Annotated in this window: 16 protein-coding genes; 8 read left to right on the forward strand and 8 right to left on the reverse strand. The window is 62.2% G+C overall.

What is annotated here, in order from left to right; all coding sequences use genetic code 11:
* Positions 1-184: 184 nt before the first annotated feature.
* A complete protein-coding gene (locus tag WDC87_RS17750; RefSeq protein WP_252745066.1) occupies positions 185-1,144 on the reverse strand; it encodes a mitochondrial fission ELM1 family protein in 960 nt (319 codons plus the stop codon).
* A 126-nt stretch (positions 1,145-1,270) separates the two neighbouring features.
* Between WDC87_RS17750 and WDC87_RS17755 the strand changes: the two genes are divergently transcribed.
* A complete protein-coding gene (locus WDC87_RS17755; protein WP_053505053.1) occupies positions 1,271-1,861 on the forward strand; it encodes a malonic semialdehyde reductase in 591 nt (196 codons plus the stop codon).
* 86 nt (positions 1,862-1,947) lie between these two features.
* Positions 1,948-2,655: a YceI family protein gene (locus tag WDC87_RS17760; RefSeq protein WP_252745067.1), complete on the forward strand. Its 708-nt coding sequence runs from the start codon at positions 1,948-1,950 to the stop codon at positions 2,653-2,655.
* A gap of 200 nt (positions 2,656-2,855) precedes the next feature.
* Here the strand turns inward: WDC87_RS17760 and WDC87_RS17765 are convergent, their stop codons facing one another.
* On the reverse strand, positions 2,856-3,257 hold the full coding sequence (locus tag WDC87_RS17765; RefSeq protein ID WP_053462002.1) for a hypothetical protein: 402 nt from the start codon (positions 3,255-3,257) through the stop codon (positions 2,856-2,858).
* A gap of 207 nt (positions 3,258-3,464) precedes the next feature.
* Here WDC87_RS17765 and WDC87_RS17770 point away from each other — a divergent pair, with 207 nt between their 5' ends.
* Positions 3,465-4,322: a hypothetical protein gene (locus tag WDC87_RS17770; RefSeq protein WP_336331315.1), complete on the forward strand. Its 858-nt coding sequence runs from the start codon at positions 3,465-3,467 to the stop codon at positions 4,320-4,322.
* Here the strand turns inward: WDC87_RS17770 and WDC87_RS17775 are convergent.
* Positions 4,283-5,080: a siderophore-interacting protein gene (locus WDC87_RS17775; RefSeq protein WP_053505055.1), complete on the reverse strand. Its 798-nt coding sequence runs from the start codon at positions 5,078-5,080 to the stop codon at positions 4,283-4,285. The genes WDC87_RS17770 and WDC87_RS17775 overlap by 40 nt on opposite strands.
* A gap of 61 nt (positions 5,081-5,141) precedes the next feature.
* Positions 5,142-5,702, reverse strand: coding sequence for a PadR family transcriptional regulator (locus WDC87_RS17780; protein ID WP_053505056.1), 561 nt, complete (start codon positions 5,700-5,702; stop codon positions 5,142-5,144).
* Between the two features lie 545 nt (positions 5,703-6,247).
* Here WDC87_RS17780 and aceE point away from each other — a divergent pair.
* The 3 genes from aceE (at position 6,248) to WDC87_RS17795 (ending at position 11,162) form a co-directional block, all read left to right on the forward strand.
* Positions 6,248-8,935, forward strand: a complete 2,688-nt coding sequence (aceE, locus tag WDC87_RS17785) for a pyruvate dehydrogenase (acetyl-transferring), homodimeric type (RefSeq protein WP_053505057.1) — start codon at positions 6,248-6,250, stop codon at positions 8,933-8,935.
* A gap of 727 nt (positions 8,936-9,662) precedes the next feature.
* The gene (locus WDC87_RS17790; RefSeq protein WP_252745068.1) at positions 9,663-10,199 is read left to right on the forward strand and encodes a hypothetical protein; all 537 of its coding nucleotides are present in this window, start codon (positions 9,663-9,665) and stop codon (positions 10,197-10,199) included.
* A 51-nt stretch (positions 10,200-10,250) separates the two neighbouring features.
* On the forward strand, positions 10,251-11,162 hold the full coding sequence (locus WDC87_RS17795) for an AAA family ATPase (protein ID WP_252745069.1): 912 nt from the start codon (positions 10,251-10,253) through the stop codon (positions 11,160-11,162).
* On the opposite strand, the gene WDC87_RS17800 is transcribed toward WDC87_RS17795, so the two are convergent.
* The 4 genes from WDC87_RS17800 to WDC87_RS17815 form a co-directional block, all read right to left on the reverse strand.
* A protein-coding gene (locus WDC87_RS17800) for an IS3 family transposase (RefSeq protein ID WP_252745070.1) occupies positions 11,159-12,264 on the reverse strand; the annotation gives its coding sequence in 2 pieces (ribosomal slippage) (positions 11,159-12,006 and positions 12,006-12,264; 1,107 coding nt in all). The genes WDC87_RS17795 and WDC87_RS17800 overlap by 4 nt on opposite strands.
* 200 nt (positions 12,265-12,464) lie before the next feature.
* Positions 12,465-13,382 (reverse strand): HNH endonuclease signature motif containing protein, encoded by a 918-nt coding sequence (locus tag WDC87_RS17805; protein ID WP_053505784.1) that lies wholly within the window; start codon positions 13,380-13,382, stop codon positions 12,465-12,467.
* Positions 13,383-14,004: 622 nt separating this feature from the next.
* Positions 14,005-14,373 carry a hypothetical protein gene (locus WDC87_RS17810; protein ID WP_053505786.1) on the reverse strand — a complete coding sequence of 123 codons (369 nt, stop codon included), beginning with the start codon at positions 14,371-14,373 and terminating at the stop codon, positions 14,005-14,007.
* Between the two features lie 486 nt (positions 14,374-14,859).
* Complete coding sequence (locus WDC87_RS17815) at positions 14,860-15,075, reverse strand: hypothetical protein (protein WP_195840516.1); 216 nt, start codon at positions 15,073-15,075, stop codon at positions 14,860-14,862.
* A gap of 199 nt (positions 15,076-15,274) precedes the next feature.
* Here WDC87_RS17815 and WDC87_RS17820 point away from each other — a divergent pair, with 199 nt between their 5' ends.
* Positions 15,275-15,916: a DUF1629 domain-containing protein gene (locus WDC87_RS17820; RefSeq protein ID WP_053505788.1), complete on the forward strand. Its 642-nt coding sequence runs from the start codon at positions 15,275-15,277 to the stop codon at positions 15,914-15,916.
* A 406-nt stretch (positions 15,917-16,322) separates the two neighbouring features.
* Positions 16,323-16,961, forward strand: coding sequence for a DUF1629 domain-containing protein (locus WDC87_RS17825; RefSeq protein WP_053505789.1), 639 nt, complete (start codon positions 16,323-16,325; stop codon positions 16,959-16,961).
* Positions 16,962-16,965: the final 4 nt, after the last annotated feature.

Here is a 16,965-nt window from a genome sequence, read left to right on the forward strand (position 1 = left end):
GGGGGGGGGGGGGGGGGGGGGGGGGGGGGGGGGGGGGGGGGGGGGGGGGGGGGGGGGGGGGGGGGGGGGGGGGGGGGGGGGGGGGGGCGGGGGGGGGGGGGGGGGGGGGGGGGGGGGGGGGGGGGGGCCCGGGGGGGGGGGGGGGGGGCGGGGCGCGCCCCCCCCCCCCCCCCCCCCCCCCCCACTACCCCAATGCCAGGCGCTGCTTCACTTCTGCTGCCACCCGCGCGGTTTCGCGCAGCGGTTCGATGCGGTCGTACTGCCAGTCCAGCCAATGCCGCTGCAAACGCCCGCGCGCGCGCAGCTGCTGCTGGAAGCGCGCCAGGCGGCCCTGTGCGGTACTGGCCAGCGCCACCATCACCGGCATGCGCGTGGCGCACGCCTCCGAGAGCAGGTTCACCGAATCGGGCGAGACCACCACGCGGTTGGCCCAGCCGAGCAGGCCGCCATAGGGATTGGTGCCGTCGCCGCCATCGCCCCAGATCACGTGCGGCAGGTCGGCGAATTTCGCACGCAGGACCTCGGCCAGGGCCGGCGGCGTACGACGCGAGGTCGTTGCCAGCAGGCTACCGCCTTCGCTGCGGATCTGCTCGGCCAGCGCCTGGAACACGCCGACCATCGCGGTCTCGTCCCACGGTGCCAGCGGCGTCGGCCCACCGACCAGCAGTGCGGTGCGCGGGCCGGGCAGGGTACTGAAGCCGGCGAATGCGGCGCGGCCCCAGGCCAGCCAGTCATCGTCCACCGGGTTGAGGCTGCCGAGCAGGGTCAGCACGTTGCTGCCGCGCAGGGCATCGTGTTCGGGCACCACCACCACGTCCCAATGGCGGGCGCTGATGCGCGGGTCGAGGATCTGCACCACCTGGCTGCCGCGTGCACGCAGCACGCGCAGCGCGCCAGCGGCCTGGCGCCCGCAGCCGATGGCCAGCGCCGGCGCCTCGTTGGCCAGTGACGCAAAGGCCTCGCCGTAGCCGTTGACATCGCCGGGCAGGCGGCGCGGCGACAGCCAGCGCCAGGGCGCGCGCGGTTGCAGGAGCAGCGGTCGGTGGGTGCCCTGGCGCAGTGCCGAGGCCAGCGCGACCGCCTGGCGGACATTGCCCGCGCGGCCGTCAGTGACCGTCCACGGCGCGCTCGATCGTTTCACCATTGGCATTAATTCGTTTCAGCCCTGCTGGGTGTTGCAACAGTCGCGACACTCTACACTGCGGCTCGTCGTTTCGCCCCGCGCCGCCCGCGGGCACTGACTTCCCTTCGCCGCCCTGGAGATCCACCGATGTCCCACGTGCTCGACGCCGCCGCCCTCGACCAGCTGTTCCGCACGGCCCGCACCCAGAACGCCTTCCTCGACAAGCCGGTCCCCGAGAGCCTGCTGAAGGAACTGTACGACCTGGTGAAGTGGGGCCCCACCGCGGCCAACACCACGCCGGCCCGCTTCGTCTTCGTCACCTCGAAGGAGGCCAAGGACAAGCTGGCCCCGGCGCTGTCCGAAGGCAACCTGGCCAAGACCATGGCCGCGCCGGTCACCGTCATCATCGGTTTCGACCTGGACTTCCACGAGAAGCTGCCGTACCTGTTCCCGCACACCGATGCCAAGGCCTGGTTCGACGGCCCGCAGGAAGGCCGCCACGAAGCGGCCATCCGCAACGGCAGCCTGCAGGGCGCCTACCTGATCCTGGCTGCGCGCGCGCTGGGCCTGGATGCCGGCCCGATGTCCGGCTTCGACCCGGCCAAGGTCGACGACGCCTTCTTCGCCGGCACCTCCATCAAGTCGAATTTCCTGGTCAACCTGGGTTACGGTGACCCGGCGGGCCTGTTCCCGCGCCTGCCGCGCCTGTCGTTCGACGAAGCGGCGCGCATCGCGTAAGACGCTGTATCGGTTTCGGGCCCGCCGTCGTGCGGCGGGCTCTTGCTGCACCGTGTACCCACCCTACGATCCGGAGAGTTCCTCAGATGAGCGCCACCCGTAAACTGCTGCTGCCGCTGGCCCTGACCCTGGCCATCGCCGCCTGCTCCAAGCCGGCCGACACCGCTGCCCCGGCGGCCGATGCTGCCGCCCCGGCCACCACCGAGCAGGCCGCCACCCCGGCGGCTGATGCCGCTGCTGCCGCGCCGGCCGCCGAAGCGATCAAGATCGCCTCGGGCACCTACAAGCTGGACCCGAGCCACACCGACGTGCTGGCGCAGTGGAGCCACTTCGGCTTCTCCAACCCGAGCGCGCACTTCGGCAACGTCGAAGGCACCCTGGTGTACAACGCCGAAGACGTGACCAAGTCCACCGTGGAAGTGAAGCTGCCGCTGAGCGGCCTGAACAGCTTCACCGCCAAGTTCGACGAACACCTGAAGAGCGCCGACTTCTTCGACGCCGCCAAGTTCGCCGATGCCACCTTCAAGAGCACCAAGGTGGAAGCGGCCGGCACCAACAAGCTGACCGTCACCGGCGACCTGACCATCAAGGGCATCACCAAGCCGGTCGCCCTGGACGTCACCGTCAACGGCGGCGGCGAGCACCCGATGGCCAAGGTTCCGGCCGCCGGCTTCGATGCCACCACCACCCTGAAGCGCAGCGATTTCGGCGTCGGCGCCTACGCCCCGAACGTCAGCGATGAAGTGAAGATCCGCATCACCACCGAAGCCACCGGCGAAAAGCCGGCGGCTTGATGTACCCGACTCACTCGTCGTGAGAAGGCAGAAGGCCCGCTGAAAAGCGGGCCTTCTTTTTTGCGGTGCGGGTAGAGCCGGCCGCTGGCCGGCTGCTTGCGAGCTGGCCGATCATTAGGGGTTGCCGGCCAGCGGCCGGCACTACCTGGCAGGTGCCAACCTGCATCTGGTGGGTGCGGACCGTTGGTCCGCACGATCCCTCAGCGCAACGCGCCCAACCATGCCACGCACGCTTCGCTCGGGCTCTGCTTGGCCTTCACCGCCAGCCCGCTGGCCCGTGCGAACGTCTGCGCGGCCTGCGCCACCACCTGGCGCGCGATCAGCGCCGCCTGCTTGGTGGCCGCCTGTTGCTTGCGCAGCTGCACGATGTGCACCGACGGCCGGCCTACCGGCGCGTACTTCTGGTCGCGGCGCAGCACATCGGCCACCTGCGCCACTTCGAATTCGGCCTGCAGGTAGCGGTGCTGCGCCGCCACCAGCTCGCGCAGCGGCGCGCGCAGTGCAGCGGTGTCGGCGAACGCGGCCAGCGCCGCATCGCAGGCGGCGTCATCGGCAAAGCGGGTACGCAGCGCGTCCACGCTGGCCAGGGTCAGTTTGGCCATGTGGGCCTCGTTGCTGCAGGAAAGGAGCGCGATTGTCGCATTGCCAGCTCGGTAGTGCCGGCCGCTGGCCGGCAATTCCATGGGAGTGTGCGGACCAACGGTCCGCACCCACCAGTCGATGGCGGTCCGCACCCACCGACGGCGGCGCAACCGAGCGTGGACTCGGCTCTACAATGCCCCGCTGTATCACCCATGGAAGGAAGACCCATGCAGGACGCGCAGTACTGGTTGAACGAGTTCTGGTCGGGCCTGAGCGTGCTGGATCTGCTGGGCGGCAGCGTGCTCGGTACGCTGCTTGGCCTGGTGCTGGGCATCCTCGGCTGGCGCTGGCTGCACCGCCGGGGTTGGTTGCAGCGGCGCAAGCGCTGGCATCACTGGCTGCTGGCCAGCTACGTGGTGCTGCTGCCGCTGGCCACGGCCTTCTTCGGCCTGCAGCTGGGCTTCACCGCCGGTGCGCACCGCGCGCTGTTCAAGCAGCTTGATCATTTCCAGCCGCACCTGCAGACCCTGGTGGAAGGCTGGAGCGAAGGCTTCACCGACTCGCTGGACGACCCACCCATGCGCGAGGCATTGCGCAGCCAGGGCACGGTGGGCGATGTGGCCGACACCATCGCCACGGCCTACCTCAGCGAACATCCACTGCCCGGCCTGGACCGTCTTGGCAACGGCCCGTTGGCGCGCGGTACCGGCTGGGTGATCGGCAAGGTGCGCGAAGGCCTGCTGCGTGGCATGGTGGAAGACACGCTGGTGGACAAGGCTGGCACCCTCGGCCTGGAACCCAAGGTGGTGCGCGAGGCGCTGACCATGCATGTGGATGAGCTGCTGCACACCCGTGGCGTGCTGCGGCTGGTGAAGGCGCAGATCAACGGCATGATGCCCGGCGTGTACTTCGGGCTGCTGTTGCCGCTGCTGGTCGTCGCACTGCTGGTGGCGCTGGAGATCTGGGCCGCGCAGCGGTTCGGGTGGGTGCGGCACTACCCTTCGGAGGGCGTGCGGACCAACGGTCCGCACCTACCGTCCTTTGATCAATCGCCGTCGGCCTCGTCCGGGTGGGCCTTCCAGTAGCCGGTCGAACGGATCCAGTCGCGCGGTACGCCCAGGTGGCCTTCGATGAACTTGCGCATCATCCGCGCGCGGCGCGATTCGGTGGCGATCCAGTAGAAGACATCGCCGTCCGGTGCCTCGAAGTCGGTCAGCATGTCTTCCAGCAGCGTGCTGCTGGCCGCCGGGAAGCCGTTGCGCTCCAGCCAGTGGATGCGCACGTTCTCGTACTGCGGCAGGTCCTGGCGCTCGGCCTCGTCGCGCACCTCAATGAACGCCTGCACTTCGGCACCGTCGGGCAGCACGTCCAGCCAGCGGGCGATGGCCGGCAGTGCGGTCTCGTCGCCGATCAGCACGTAGGCGTCGTAGGTGTCGGCCACCACGAACGAGCCGCGCGGGCCGCCGATCACCAGCGTGTCGCCCGGCTGCGCGCGCTCGGCCCACGGCCCGGCGACGCCCTGGTCGTGCAGCAGGAAGTCGATGGCCAGCTCGCCGGTCTCGTGGTCCCACCAGCGCGGGGTGTAGTCGCGCGACGGCGAGGGCGCCTTGCCGGCCGGATAGCTGCGGCCTTCGGCGGTCAGCACCGGCAGCACCATCTCGCCGCTGGCGTTGGGGAAGAACAGCTTGATGTGGTCGTCGGCGCCGGGCGAATCGAAGCCGGCCAGATCGTCGCCGCCCAGCACCACGCGGCGCATGTGCGGGGTGACTTCTTCGGTGCGCAGCACGGTCAGTTCACGGAAGCGCACATCCAGGCGCAGGCGCGTGTTGTTGTGTTCGGTCATGGGGTTTTACCTGCAAAGGTGTCGCGCGGGCGCGCGCGGCATGGGGGAGACCTGGCTGGATTCAGTCTGGCTGGGTCGTTGAAAGGGGTGATGCCTCGCTACCGGCGGTACCGTTCAGCAGGGCCGAGGCCCGGCTCAGCAGCGCCGCCACCTCGTCCGCCTCGCCTTCGGCCCAGCGGCCGTGGTGATGCACCAGCGCCCGCTTGAACTCGCGCAGGGCAGTGGCCAGCGGCGGCGGCAACGACGCCTTGGTGATCTCGCGGGCACGGTCGAAGGCTCGCCGTTGCGCGAGGCGTACCTGGGTACGCTGCACCTTCAGCTCGAACTCGCCGGCGGCGGTGATGCGGAAGATCCGTTTGCCGTCCACCTCTTCGGCCTCGATCCAGCCGGCCTGCTCGAAGCTGGCCAGCAGCGGGTACATGGTGCCGGCGCTGGGCGTGTAGGCCTGCATGAACTGGTTGCTGATCAGCTGCATCAGCTCGTAGCCATGGCGTGGCTGCTCGCCGATCAGGGCCAGCACCAGCAGGCGCAGGTCGCCCCGGCTGAGCACCCGTGGCTGGCCGTTGCGGCGCGGTACATCCGGATCGGTGGAACGGGCTCTGGGAGAAGACGTACGGCTCATTTCGATATATCGGTAAACGAGTGTGCAAACGATATATCGATATATCGAAGCCGGCAATCATCGATCCGGCCACAAGCAGGTCCGTTTTGGGCCACGGCCGGCCACGCGCACAGCAAAAGGGGCGCCCCTTGCAGGGCGCCCCGGCGATGCTGTGGAAGGGAGCAGGGCCGCCAGGCCCCTCATTCGCGGCCCACGTTGGACCCGCAGCCCGTACCGATCCAGAGGCAGGTGCGACATGTTGTCGCCGGTTCAGTACCGTTGCACGATCCGCCCCTACAGCGGTGCCGGAGTTGCCCTACAACCGTCATCGGCAGCAGTAACACTGCGTCCTGCACATGGGCGCAGCCGCCCGCAAGCGACAGCCCGCGCAGCCGCCAAGGCCCGCCGCAGGGCCGTCAGGGGGCCCGGCAAGCCCCTTGCGGACACTGGCCGGTTGCATCCATACGCCTGCGTAGCCAAGTGACGAAAGCCCTTGGTGCGCTACACTTTGCGGTCTAGAAATCTATACAACAGTCGCGCGCGTGCGTGCGGTAATGGGAGCGCTAATGAACTGGTTGAACGAGGTGCTGAACAACGACCCGAATCCTGTGGAAACCCAGGAGTGGATCGAGTCGTTGAAGGCCGTTATTGATGTCGAGGGCTCCGAGCGCGCGCATCAGCTGCTGGAAGGCATGGTGGAACTGACCCGTCGTTCGGGCGCCTACCTGCCGTTCTCTCCCACCACCGAATACGTCAACACCATCGAACCGCAGTTCGAGGCCAAGAGCCCGGGCAACGCCGAGCTGGAATGGCGCATCCGTTCGATCATCCGCTGGAACGCGATGGCCACCGTGGTGCGCGCCAACCGCAAGCCGGGTGACCTGGGCGGCCACATCGCCTCGTTCGCCTCCGGCGCCACCCTGTACGACGTGGGCTTCAACCACTTCTGGCGCGCCCCGAGCGAAAACCACCCGGGCGACCTGCTGTTCATCCAGGGCCACAGCGCCCCGGGCATCTACGCGCGTTCCTTCCTGGAAGGCCGCATCAGCGAAGAGCAGCTGGACAAGTTCCGCATGGAAGTGGACGGCGGTGGCCTGTCCTCGTACCCGCACCCGTGGCTGATGCCGGACTACTGGCAGACCCCGACCGTGTCGATGGGCCTGGGCCCGCTGGCCGCCATCTACCAGGCGCAGTTCATGCGCTACCTGGAAAACCGTGGCCTGATCGAGAAGTCCGACCGCAAGGTGTGGTGCTTCATCGGCGACGGCGAGAGCGACGAGCCGGAAACCCTGGGTGCCATCGCGCTGGCTGGCCGTGAAGGCCTGGACAACCTGATCTTCGTGGTGAACTGCAACCTGCAGCGCCTGGACGGCCCGGTGCGCGGCAACGGCAAGATCATCCAGGAACTGGAAGGCGTGTTCCGTGGCGGCGGCTGGAACGTGATCAAGCTGCTGTGGGGCGGTTACTGGGATGCCCTGCTGGCCAAGGACACCAACGGCGTCCTGAAGAAGCTGATGATGGAAACCGTCGACGGCGAGTACCAGAACTGCAAGGCCTTCGGCGGCGCGTATACCCGCGAGCATTTCTTCGGCAAGTACCCGGAAACCGCCGCGATGGTGGCCGGCCTGAGCGACGACGACATCTGGCGCCTGAACCGTGGTGGCCACGACCCGCACAAGGTGTACGCCGCCTACCACCAGGCCGTGAACACCAAGGGCATGCCGACCGTCATCCTGGCCAAGACCGTGAAGGGTTACGGCATGGGCAGCGCCGGTGAAGCGCTGAACCCGACCCACCAGACCAAGAAGCTGGACGACGAAGCGGTGCGCCACTTCCGCGACCGCTTCAACATTCCGGTAACCGACGCGCAGCTGGCCGACGGCCAGGTGCCGTTCTACCACCCGGGCCCGGATTCGCCGGAAGTGCAGTACCTGCAGGAACGCCGTGCCGCGCTGGGTGGTTACCTGCCGCAGCGCCGCCGCAAGGCCGACAAGACCTTCGTGGCACCGAAGCTGGAAGCCTACGAGCGCCTGCTGAAGAGCAGCGGCGAGCGCAGCTACTCCACCACCATGGCCTTCGTGCAGAGCCTGAACATCACCCTGCGTGACAAGGAACTGGGCCCGCACATCGTGCCGATCGTGGCCGACGAAGCCCGTACCTTCGGCATGGAAGGCCTGTTCCGCCAGATCGGCATCTACGCGCCGTTCGGCCAGAAGTACAAGCCGGTCGATGCCGATCAGCTGATGTTCTACCGCGAAGACCAGAGCGGCCAGGTGCTGCAGCAGGGCATCAGCGAGCCGGGTGCGATCAGCTCGTGGATGGCCGCCGGTACCAGCTACTCGGTCAGCAACGTGCCGATGCTGCCGTTCTACATCTACTACTCGATGTTCGGCTTCCAGCGCGTGGGCGACATCGCCTGGCAGGCAGCGGACATGCGTACCCGCGGCTTCCTGCTGGGTGGCACCGCCGGCCGCACCACGCTGAACGGTGAAGGCCTGCAGCACGAAGATGGCTTCAGCCATCTGGTGGCCGGTGGCATCCCGAACGTGCGCAGCTACGACCCGACCTTCGGCTTCGAAGTGACGGTGATCCTGCAGCACGGCACCAAGCGCATGATGGAAGACCAGGTGGACGAGTACTACTACGTCACCCTGATGAACGAGAACTACACCCACCCGGAAATGCCGGAAGGTGCAGCCGAAGGCATCGTCAAGGGCATGTACCTGTTGACCGACGCCGGCAAGCCGAAGAAGGGCGAGCTGCGCGTGCAGCTGCTGGGTTCGGGCACCATCCTGCGCGAAGCCATTGCCGCGGCCGAGCTGCTGGACAAGGACTTCGGCGTGGCCGCCGATATCTGGAGCTGCCCGAGCTTCAACGAACTGCGTCGCGATGGTTTCGACGTGGAGCGTGCCAACCGCCTGCATCCGGAAGGTGAGCAGCGCAAGGCCTACGTGACCGAGCTGCTGGAAGGCCGCCAGGGCCCGGCGATTGCCGCCACTGACTACGTGCGTGCATATGCGGACCAGATCCGTGCGTTCGTGCCGATGTCGTACACCGTGCTGGGTACGGATGGGTTTGGCCGTTCGGATACGCGTGCGAACCTGCGCCGGTTCTTTGAGGTTGACCGGTACTACATCGCGCATGCCGCGATTGCGGCGCTGGCGAAGGAAGGGAAGATGACCGCGAAGGATGTGGCCCGGGCGATCAAGCAGTACAAGATTGATCCGGAGAAGGCTAATCCTGTTGGGGTTTGATTGACGGGTGGACTTGATTCTCAGCTATTGAGATAGTGGGCCCATATGATGGGCCCACTAACGTAGGAGAACGTCTATGAGCTCGGAAGTCCGAGAACTGAAGCGGCATCTAAAGACGATTGAAAGGAAGTCAGTTCTAGATATTCAGCAGGCTCAGACCAGTCAGAATATTAATGGTTCAGTTAAGGTTGACGCTTCCAAGGTTTACGTAGGTTTCGTGGACGCACGTCATGCAGTGAATGCGCTTAGGAAGAGAATTCAAGAGCAGATTCGATAAAATAGGGATGTATATATGGGGGCAGGAAGCTCAGCTATTGTTATGACAGCGCTGCTTATTAGTGGCTATCTGTTTAACTTAATATTTCACCCTTTTCGATTTTTCTCTAACAGAGCGGAAGGGCAAAAGCTTTTCTTTATGGCTGCGGGCACCGGGTTAATCCTCGGTGCTTTTGTTTTTCTGGCTGCTGGAATTCTCAGGCCGTCCCTTGACTCGGGGGCGTGGATCTTGCGTGCTGCACATGTAGTGGATCGTGCGATTCCAGTTCCACATGCCTGCAAGCTTATTGCTATGATTCTCGGCTCAATAGTATCCGCGTCGCTGCTAAATATATTCTCTGTAATCCTAGTCGGAGGACAGCGTTCTAAGCCTCATGTAAGCAATATTTTGCATCAGCGAGGGCGCGCGCAGTGTGTCTACGATCGACTTACTGAGCAGTTCGGTTCGCCTATGGCTCAGTTACTTCGGCGTGCCGTTGATGAACAAAAGCTCGTTATGGTAACGCTTAAGTTGAGAAAGATATACTGCGGAAGGGTGTTTGAAGTCCCATCTAGAATCGATCTTCCTGAGTCATGCATTGAGCTTCTACCGACGTTCTCATCATTCAGAGATAAAGATACTCTTCGGATGGGGGAGAGGACCGAGTATCCAGTGGTTGATATTTGGGTTGCCCGCCAGCGTGCATATACTCTGGAAAAGCAAATTGAGATGTTCGATGCAAATGTCCATAAGGAAGTCCCTGCCAGGCTGAGCCAAAGTCCACAGGGGAGTAAATACATAAGAAGGGTTAGGCGGGGGTTGCAGAAGCAGTATGATGAGGCGGAGCGGCTCGTAAGGCACCTCATGGGAGGGCGATCTCTAGATGTAGGAGATTGGATAAAGGTCCTCCCCGTGAAAGAGATCGATTCACTTTCATTCTTTGACTCGGGTGCATACAAGGATTGGTTTGCTAAGCCGAGCGTCGATTCCGGTCCGGTTGAGGATTAGATATCTATTTCAAGGTGTTCGTAGATTTTTCTGCAGCCATCTGGGGGGGGTATGAAATACATAAGCTTCTCAATTGAGAATTTTCGAGGCATCAAGAAACTTTCAATAGAGCTTCCCGATATTCCAAAGATACTAACTTTGGTTGGTCTCAATGAGAGTGGAAAGACAACAATATTAGAGGCGCTTAATCATTTCACATACAACACGGAATCACTTGCCCCGCTTGACATAAAGGGGTACGGCATTAAAGATCCCAATAGCCTGATTCCTGTTTCAAAGAAATCAAACTTCAATGGTTCTATTGTAATTAGGGCAATGGTGGCGATGGACGCGGCCGATGTCGCGGCCACGAACAAACACCTCGCCAGCACTGGAATCAAGGAGACGAGTCTCACGCCCCAGAGGTTTGAAATTAGACAGGAGCTGAAGTTCGCGGATTCCGTTTTCTCTGCTGCAAGTAATACATGGAACCTGCAATTTCAAACGAGAAGTGGTAAGTCTCGCGTGTTAAAGAGGGCAAAGGCGGAAGAATGGAAGTTGGCAGTTGCTTTTCTCAAGGAGCGAATGCCATCTCTAATATACTTCCCGACGTTCAGTCTTGATTTTCCAGAAAAAATTTATCTGGAGAATGCTCCATCCGATGAAAAAAAGCATCAGTTCTACGTAAAGGTAATTCAAGATGTGCTTGATTCAGTTGGAAATGGAGCAACGGTTGAGAATCACATATCGAGGCGCCTTCTCAGCGACAAAGAGCATGATCGCGTGCCGCTAGATGGCACTCTGTTAGCCATCAGTCGAGCAGTTTCACATTCAGTGTTCTCAGCCTGGGATCGTGTATTTAACAAGCCCTCAGTGTTGAAGAGGGTGAGTGTTATCGGAGGAGTCGAAGAGAATTCAAAGGGTCTAGCTCCCTATCTACAGTTCCGGCGACGTCCCCCCGTCCTCAGTAGCGGTCGGGTTTAGAGTCCGGTGCTGATCTTATCCCTCTTGCCATCCAACTGCGCGGCGTACTGGGCGGGCGTCAGCCCGCCAAGTGCTCGTTTAGGCCTTTCCTCGTTGTAGTCGCGCCGCCAGCTTTCGATACTGGTTCTGGCATGGAGCAACGTCGGGAACCAGTGCTCGTTCAGACATTCGTCGCGTAGCCGCCCGTTGAAGGACTCAACGTAAGCGTTTTGGTTCGGCTTGCCCGGCTCGATCAGGCGCAGGACAATTCCTTTCTCGTGAGCCCACGCCACCATCGCTTTGCCGCAAAACTCCCTGCCGTTGTCCGTCCTGATCACTTGTGGCAAACCGCGCTGAACGGCCAATCTGTCCAGCACCCTGGCAACGCCCTGCCCGGAAATGGCCCGTTCCACCTCGATGGCCACGGCCTCGTGGGTGGCGTCGTCAACGATGGTCAGGCACTTGATTACTCGGCCTTCCGCGGTGCGGTCGAACACGAAATCCATCGACCACACCTGATTGGCGGCGGACGGGCGCAGCAAGGGCTGACGCTCACCGGCAGGCACCTTCTTGCGCTTCCTGCGACTCACCTGCAGACCCGCTTCCTGATACAGGCGCTCCACGCGCTTGTAGTTCACAACAAGCCCCTTCTGTCGCAATTTCAGATGGATCATGCCCACGCCGTAACGTCGATGCCGGTCTGCCAGCACAGCGATCTGCTCGCGCAATTCAACGTTGTGGTCCGGCCTGGGTTCGTAACGCAGCGCGCTGGCGCTCATGCGTGCAACCACCAACGCGCGCCGCTCGCTCAGCCCTTTCTCGACCATGCTCCGCACCAGCAATCTGCGCGCCGGTGCGGTCACCACTTTTTTCGCAATGCATCCTTGATGACGTCGTTCTCGAACACCTGCTCGGCCAGCAACTTCTTCAGGCGTGTGTTCTCGGCCTCCAAGTCCTTGAGCCGCTTGGCGTCGGGCACGCTCATGCCACCGAACTTGCTGCGCCACAAGTAGTACGAGGCCTCACTGAAGCCATGCTGGCGGCATAGGTCCTTGATCGGCATGCCCGCCTCGACCTCGCGCAGGAAGCCGATGATCTGTTCTTCGGAAAAGCGCTTCTTCACGTCCAATCTCCTTGTCGTTGAGGATTGGACTCCAAACCGTCGCGCTACTCAATCTCGGGGGGACGTCGTTTCAGCCGAGGGCGTTGGCGACTCTTGAAAATGGCGTCGGCGTAAAGTGGATACTTCATCCTGCATGAGCCCTGGTGGGTTAAGGAAGGTCAGGAAATCAAGAAGTCTCGCTTTGCCGAGGAGTAGACTGTCTATGCATTAGAAGAATGGAGGGGCCTCGACATCTCCATTCTTCTATCAAAAACGACGTCTCGGTGAAATTCCAAGAAGCTAAGCTGCTTCCGAGAAAAGATCCCGTATCGAATTGATGTATCAAACTTCAGGCCGAACCGAACTTGGACGTCAGATGGTAGGCTGCTCGAAACTAGTACGCGACCGCTCGCCGAAAAGCTAATCCATCCGCGATCAAAGAGCAGATCGGCATGCGGAGCCAGAAGAAGACCGTTCTCCCCATCAACACGCTCACTATGAGTGCTATCAGCCCATGGCTTGATATGGCTCGCGCGGAGGAATCTCAGGTCCTCAATGCCGGTTAGCCGGCACCCCTTCTCAACGCCGATCAGACGCTCGCGGAACAGGCGTTGCTTCGTCCGCACTTCGGTTTCGCGTCTTGTGGTCGTCGCGCCAACGTCATCGATAGCGGCATCGATCTCTGCCTGGTCCGTCTCACCCGCCGCGAGGCCAATTGAAGCTTCCAGTGATCTCAAACGGAACACGATGGCAGATCTTGGCTGCCCTTCCCGATCTGGCGTGCCAGGTTGATCGTAGGAGGACTGGCACAGGAACCTACCAAGGTAACGGTAGGGCCGCCCCTTGCCCATCATCTGAAACACCACGAGCGTCTTGCCATCCTTGACGTGCTCACCAATCGCTCGGTTGCCCGCCACATACTTCATGTCCCCGACTTGACCCTCGCCGAAGTAATGAAAGACTTCGTCGTCGTCCCAAAAGTCATGGTAGCCGTGAGACACGCCGGCCTCGCCAGTGAACGCGATGACTAGCGGATGCTCCTTGGGTGTCGAAATGCCGCCTTGCTGTTGCCCGCCAAATACACCGTGGATCTGCTTTTGACGGTTGTAGAGCGCGCCCACCTCGAATGGAAGTTCCATCCTAGATCCCTGTCCCAGAAGCTAAGTGCCCAGGATTCTAGCCAGAACCACGTTCCTTGTGTCATCGATTGACGCGTTTGGCTGCTAGGGCAGGGTGCAGTTGGGGCTAATGGGAGGCAGGCCTAGGGCAGCTGTTCTCAGGCGCGCTCAAGTTCCTCCTGCGTCTCTCTGGTGAGCCCCAACCATCTTTCCAGCGCTCCAGCTCTATTGCATCGCTTGCGACCGTAGACATGGTGACTATCTGAAGACTTGCCCCAGAGTTGTCCGCGAGCAGAATGACATCGCCAAGTACGCTCATATCAAAGAAGCGTCTACTGGAATCATGCTTTCCGATGGTGACGCCCTGGCAAGCCAACGCTTGGGCAAAGTTCTCGGCGTCGGCCTGGAACAAGGCAAACTCCGAGTCGGTGAGTCTTGGGTAGCTCTCAAAACGCATTGCGGTGGCCGGCGCGTACGTCCCTCCAATGATCAATCCCAATAGCGCTGCCGTCGTCAGGGCAAGCAAAGTCCGGCTCGGCATAGTGAGGCTAGTGTTAGAGGCTAAAGGCTCAGATAGCGGCGAATGCTTCGGACCTTGCATACGATCCGTGCATTGCATTCGATGTGCGCAGCGAGGTGCGCTCTACTCCCGAACCTGTAGCCGCTCGATAGCCTGCGCAGTCAACGCCACACACGCCATCTTCAACCCTTCCATCACCCGGTCCCCCAGGTACTCCTCGGGCGCGCCGTTCTGCCGAGTCCGCTCCGCAGCCAGCATCAGTTCCGCCACCACGCGCAGCCCCGCCAGCGCGCAATCCGCATCAGCCAGCTGTAGACAGCGCCCAGGCAGTTGATGCCGTTCCGGCCAAGGCTGGCCATCCGCAGCCGCACCGGTCCCGATGCGGCGTAGCGTGGCGACGAAGGCGTTGGGATCGATGGACGGTTCGCGCCCGAGTTCGGCGTTGTCCGGATCGTACTGCGCGTGCAGGGAACGGAAGTCCGATGTGTTCATGGCAATGCTCCGTACAGGACAGATAGCAACGCCACCGATAAAAGTGGCGGACGATGCGAGGCTCGAAAACCGGTCAACAACCAATCCGGCGGATCCGAAGATCCCCACGCACCGCCCGCCATGGACCGCGAACGGATTGCCAGCCGGCGTCACACGATCGTGACGCCGGCTGACAAGCGCAAACACATGGTTGTTGACCGGGTTTTCGACGCCCGTGCCACCCTGTGTGAGGTGGCCTGCCAAGGTGTACTCGCATGGTTGCGAGATGCCAAGAAACCGTAGGCCGCAGAGACCGCAAATGCTGACGCTTACGGCATTGTTGCATGGCGAGCGCGTGGCAGAACCCTTGCGGTGCAGTGGTTTCGGCCGGTGTTAAGTTATCGCCCGGATGCGCTTCAAAAAGTACGGTTTGCAGCCGTGTTGGATCCCAAAAGCGACACCTAGCCCGCTGGGCTGATACGCGCAGCGTGCCGATTGCGACACGGCTTAACTTTGCAGCGCCACGCCCGGCCGTGGCCACAGCGCATCGTCGCGCTCCAGGTCGTAGTCGCTGCCGAACGCCAGCGCCGCCTCGCGCGGTGGGAGGTCTGCGTAGCAGCCGAGCAGGTACTCATCCATGCCGGCATCGCCATGGTCGATGGCGAACAGGTGGAGGAGCTCTTTGTCAAAGGCTTCGAGCCATGCGGGATCGATCCTGGTCATGGGCATCCTCCGGTGGGGGAGCAGAGGATGGTCTACCGCCATCTCAGAGGGTGCGATTACGGGCAGTATCTCCTTCTCAGTCATCACAGGGGCTCATCAGCGGAAGCCGCGAACCCATCGCGTCTGTCTCGAAACGACCAAGCCAAGAAGGGTAAGCTCCATCTGCGGTGTCATTGAAGGGAATCCAGGGACGCAGGCGATGAAGCAAAGCCCCATCCAAGGCCCTCAAGCGGGCCAGTTCTACTTGTTCTCCCCCGATCTGGAAAGCAGCCGTCCTTTTCGGGGCGCCGAGGTTGAGAACCTGTCGGTGTTGCTCGATCCACCACGCATCATTCTGCGCCCGGACATCGGGGGCCTCCCGGCGCTTCGCGAGAAGCCACGCATCGTCTTCGAGGCTTCCAAGGGCCCTGAGCCACGTGACCTGGAGGGCGGCTTCAGCGGGTACTGGCTCGTCTCGGAACGGCTATGGCAGGTGATGAATTCTGTGGATCCGCATGCGTTCGACTTTGTTGAGTGTGATGTCCGCCTGGCCGATGGCACACCTATGCCACGGCGTTTTCTGTGCGACGTGGTGCGTGAACTGGACGCGATAGACGAGGGGCGTTCAAGGCTTGATATCGAGATCGATGAGGGCTTCGTCAACGGAAAGTTCTATTCGCTTGCAGGCGGGGCGAGTCTGGCCATTCGCTCTGAGGTGGTGCGAGATGCGCATGTCTTCCTGACTCCATTCAGCACCTTCGTGATCGCGAGCCGCGAGTTTGTTGATGCAGTTTACGCGGCGGGGCTTCCCACGAATCCTCGGGATAGCGGCATTTCGTTCGTGGATGCTGCGGAAATTTGACCTTGGGGGCAGACTACTGATGAGTAGCCAGTTGCGGCGTGTTCAACAGCCGCACGGTTCAGTCAGGCGTGCCCGGCTGTAGCCACCGCCCATCGTCCAGCTGCAGGTCGTGGTTGCTACCGAACACCAGGACTGCCTCGCGAGGTGGAGGTCCGCGTAGCAGCCCAGCGGGTGCTCGTCCAAGCCGACGTCGCTATTGTCGATGACGACCAAGTGAAGGGCGTCCATTGAACGGGTGATCTACGTGTAATGCATTTCGTTGTCATCCGATACCGGCTGCTGCAGACGGGGTTACAGGAAGTATGCCCAGTCGGCACGTATCTTTAGGATTGCGAGTGTTTGCTCCGTGACCGGCCCCCGGTAAGCTGTGTCCAGTGCAGGAATCAGAATGAGATGGAGATAGCGCATGGATTCGACCTCAGCTAATCATCCCCGGAAGGGGGAGTTCTTTCTCCTTGAGGCCGGTGCAATCAGTGGCCCTGCATGCGGGGTCGTCTTCGAGAATCTGGATCGTCTGCTGTCTCCTCCCCGCATGATCCTGCTACCAGAGGAGGGAGGCATTCCACCACTCCGCGAGGTTCCGCGATTGGCCTTCAATCCCAGCGTAGGCGCACCGCCACGGGATCTAGAGCCGGGATTCAGCGGATACTGGCTGGTCTCGAAGCGACTGCACGACGTGATGATTTCCGTTGATCCTCACGCCTTCGCCTTTGCGGAAGTTGACTATCGGCTGGAAGATGGCAGCCAAGGCGACCGCCGCTACTTGTGCACTGTGATCCGGGTAGTTGATGCGTTGGACGAAGGTGCTTCCAAGCTTTTTATTGATACCTCCGAGGAATTCATCAACGGGAAGTTCTACGACCTGGGTGGTGGTGCAAGTGTGACGTTTGATCGTGGCGCGCTCGGCCAGGCGCACGTCTTCAAGACACCTTATACAGCCTCTGTTTTCTGCGATCACGTGTTCAAAGACGCAGTGGAAAGCGCTGGCGTGGCTACTGACGATGATACCGACGGCATGTGGTTCATTGACGCTGCAGATATCTAGCCGC

The organism is Stenotrophomonas maltophilia group sp. Smal12, from assembly GCF_037079935.1.
Taxonomy (GTDB): Bacteria; Pseudomonadota; Gammaproteobacteria; order Xanthomonadales; family Xanthomonadaceae; genus Stenotrophomonas; species Stenotrophomonas sepilia.

Excerpts from the sequence above, each read along its gene's own strand:
- WDC87_RS17750 (WP_252745066.1), bottom strand. The coding sequence starts at position 1,144 with ATGGTGAAACGATCGAGCGCGCCGTGGACGGTCACTGACGGCCGCGCG.
- WDC87_RS17775 (WP_053505055.1), bottom strand. The coding sequence starts at position 5,080 with ATGACCGAACACAACAACACGCGCCTGCGCCTGGATGTGCGCTTCCGT.
- WDC87_RS17805 (WP_053505784.1), bottom strand. The coding sequence starts at position 13,382 with ATGGAACTTCCATTCGAGGTGGGCGCGCTCTACAACCGTCAAAAGCAG.
- WDC87_RS17790 (WP_252745068.1), top strand. The coding sequence starts at position 9,663 with ATGGCTCAGTTACTTCGGCGTGCCGTTGATGAACAAAAGCTCGTTATG.
- WDC87_RS17755 (WP_053505053.1), top strand. The coding sequence starts at position 1,271 with ATGTCCCACGTGCTCGACGCCGCCGCCCTCGACCAGCTGTTCCGCACG.
- WDC87_RS17760 (WP_252745067.1), top strand. The coding sequence starts at position 1,948 with ATGAGCGCCACCCGTAAACTGCTGCTGCCGCTGGCCCTGACCCTGGCC.
- WDC87_RS17810 (WP_053505786.1), bottom strand. The coding sequence starts at position 14,373 with ATGAACACATCGGACTTCCGTTCCCTGCACGCGCAGTACGATCCGGAC.
- WDC87_RS17770 (WP_336331315.1), top strand. The coding sequence starts at position 3,465 with ATGCAGGACGCGCAGTACTGGTTGAACGAGTTCTGGTCGGGCCTGAGC.
- WDC87_RS17780 (WP_053505056.1), bottom strand. The coding sequence starts at position 5,702 with ATGAGCCGTACGTCTTCTCCCAGAGCCCGTTCCACCGATCCGGATGTA.
- WDC87_RS17820 (WP_053505788.1), top strand. The coding sequence starts at position 15,275 with ATGAAGCAAAGCCCCATCCAAGGCCCTCAAGCGGGCCAGTTCTACTTG.
- WDC87_RS17825 (WP_053505789.1), top strand. The coding sequence starts at position 16,323 with ATGGATTCGACCTCAGCTAATCATCCCCGGAAGGGGGAGTTCTTTCTC.
- WDC87_RS17795 (WP_252745069.1), top strand. The coding sequence starts at position 10,251 with ATGAAATACATAAGCTTCTCAATTGAGAATTTTCGAGGCATCAAGAAA.
- WDC87_RS17765 (WP_053462002.1), bottom strand. The coding sequence starts at position 3,257 with ATGGCCAAACTGACCCTGGCCAGCGTGGACGCGCTGCGTACCCGCTTT.
- aceE (WP_053505057.1), top strand. The coding sequence starts at position 6,248 with ATGAACTGGTTGAACGAGGTGCTGAACAACGACCCGAATCCTGTGGAA.
- WDC87_RS17815 (WP_195840516.1), bottom strand. The coding sequence starts at position 15,075 with ATGACCAGGATCGATCCCGCATGGCTCGAAGCCTTTGACAAAGAGCTC.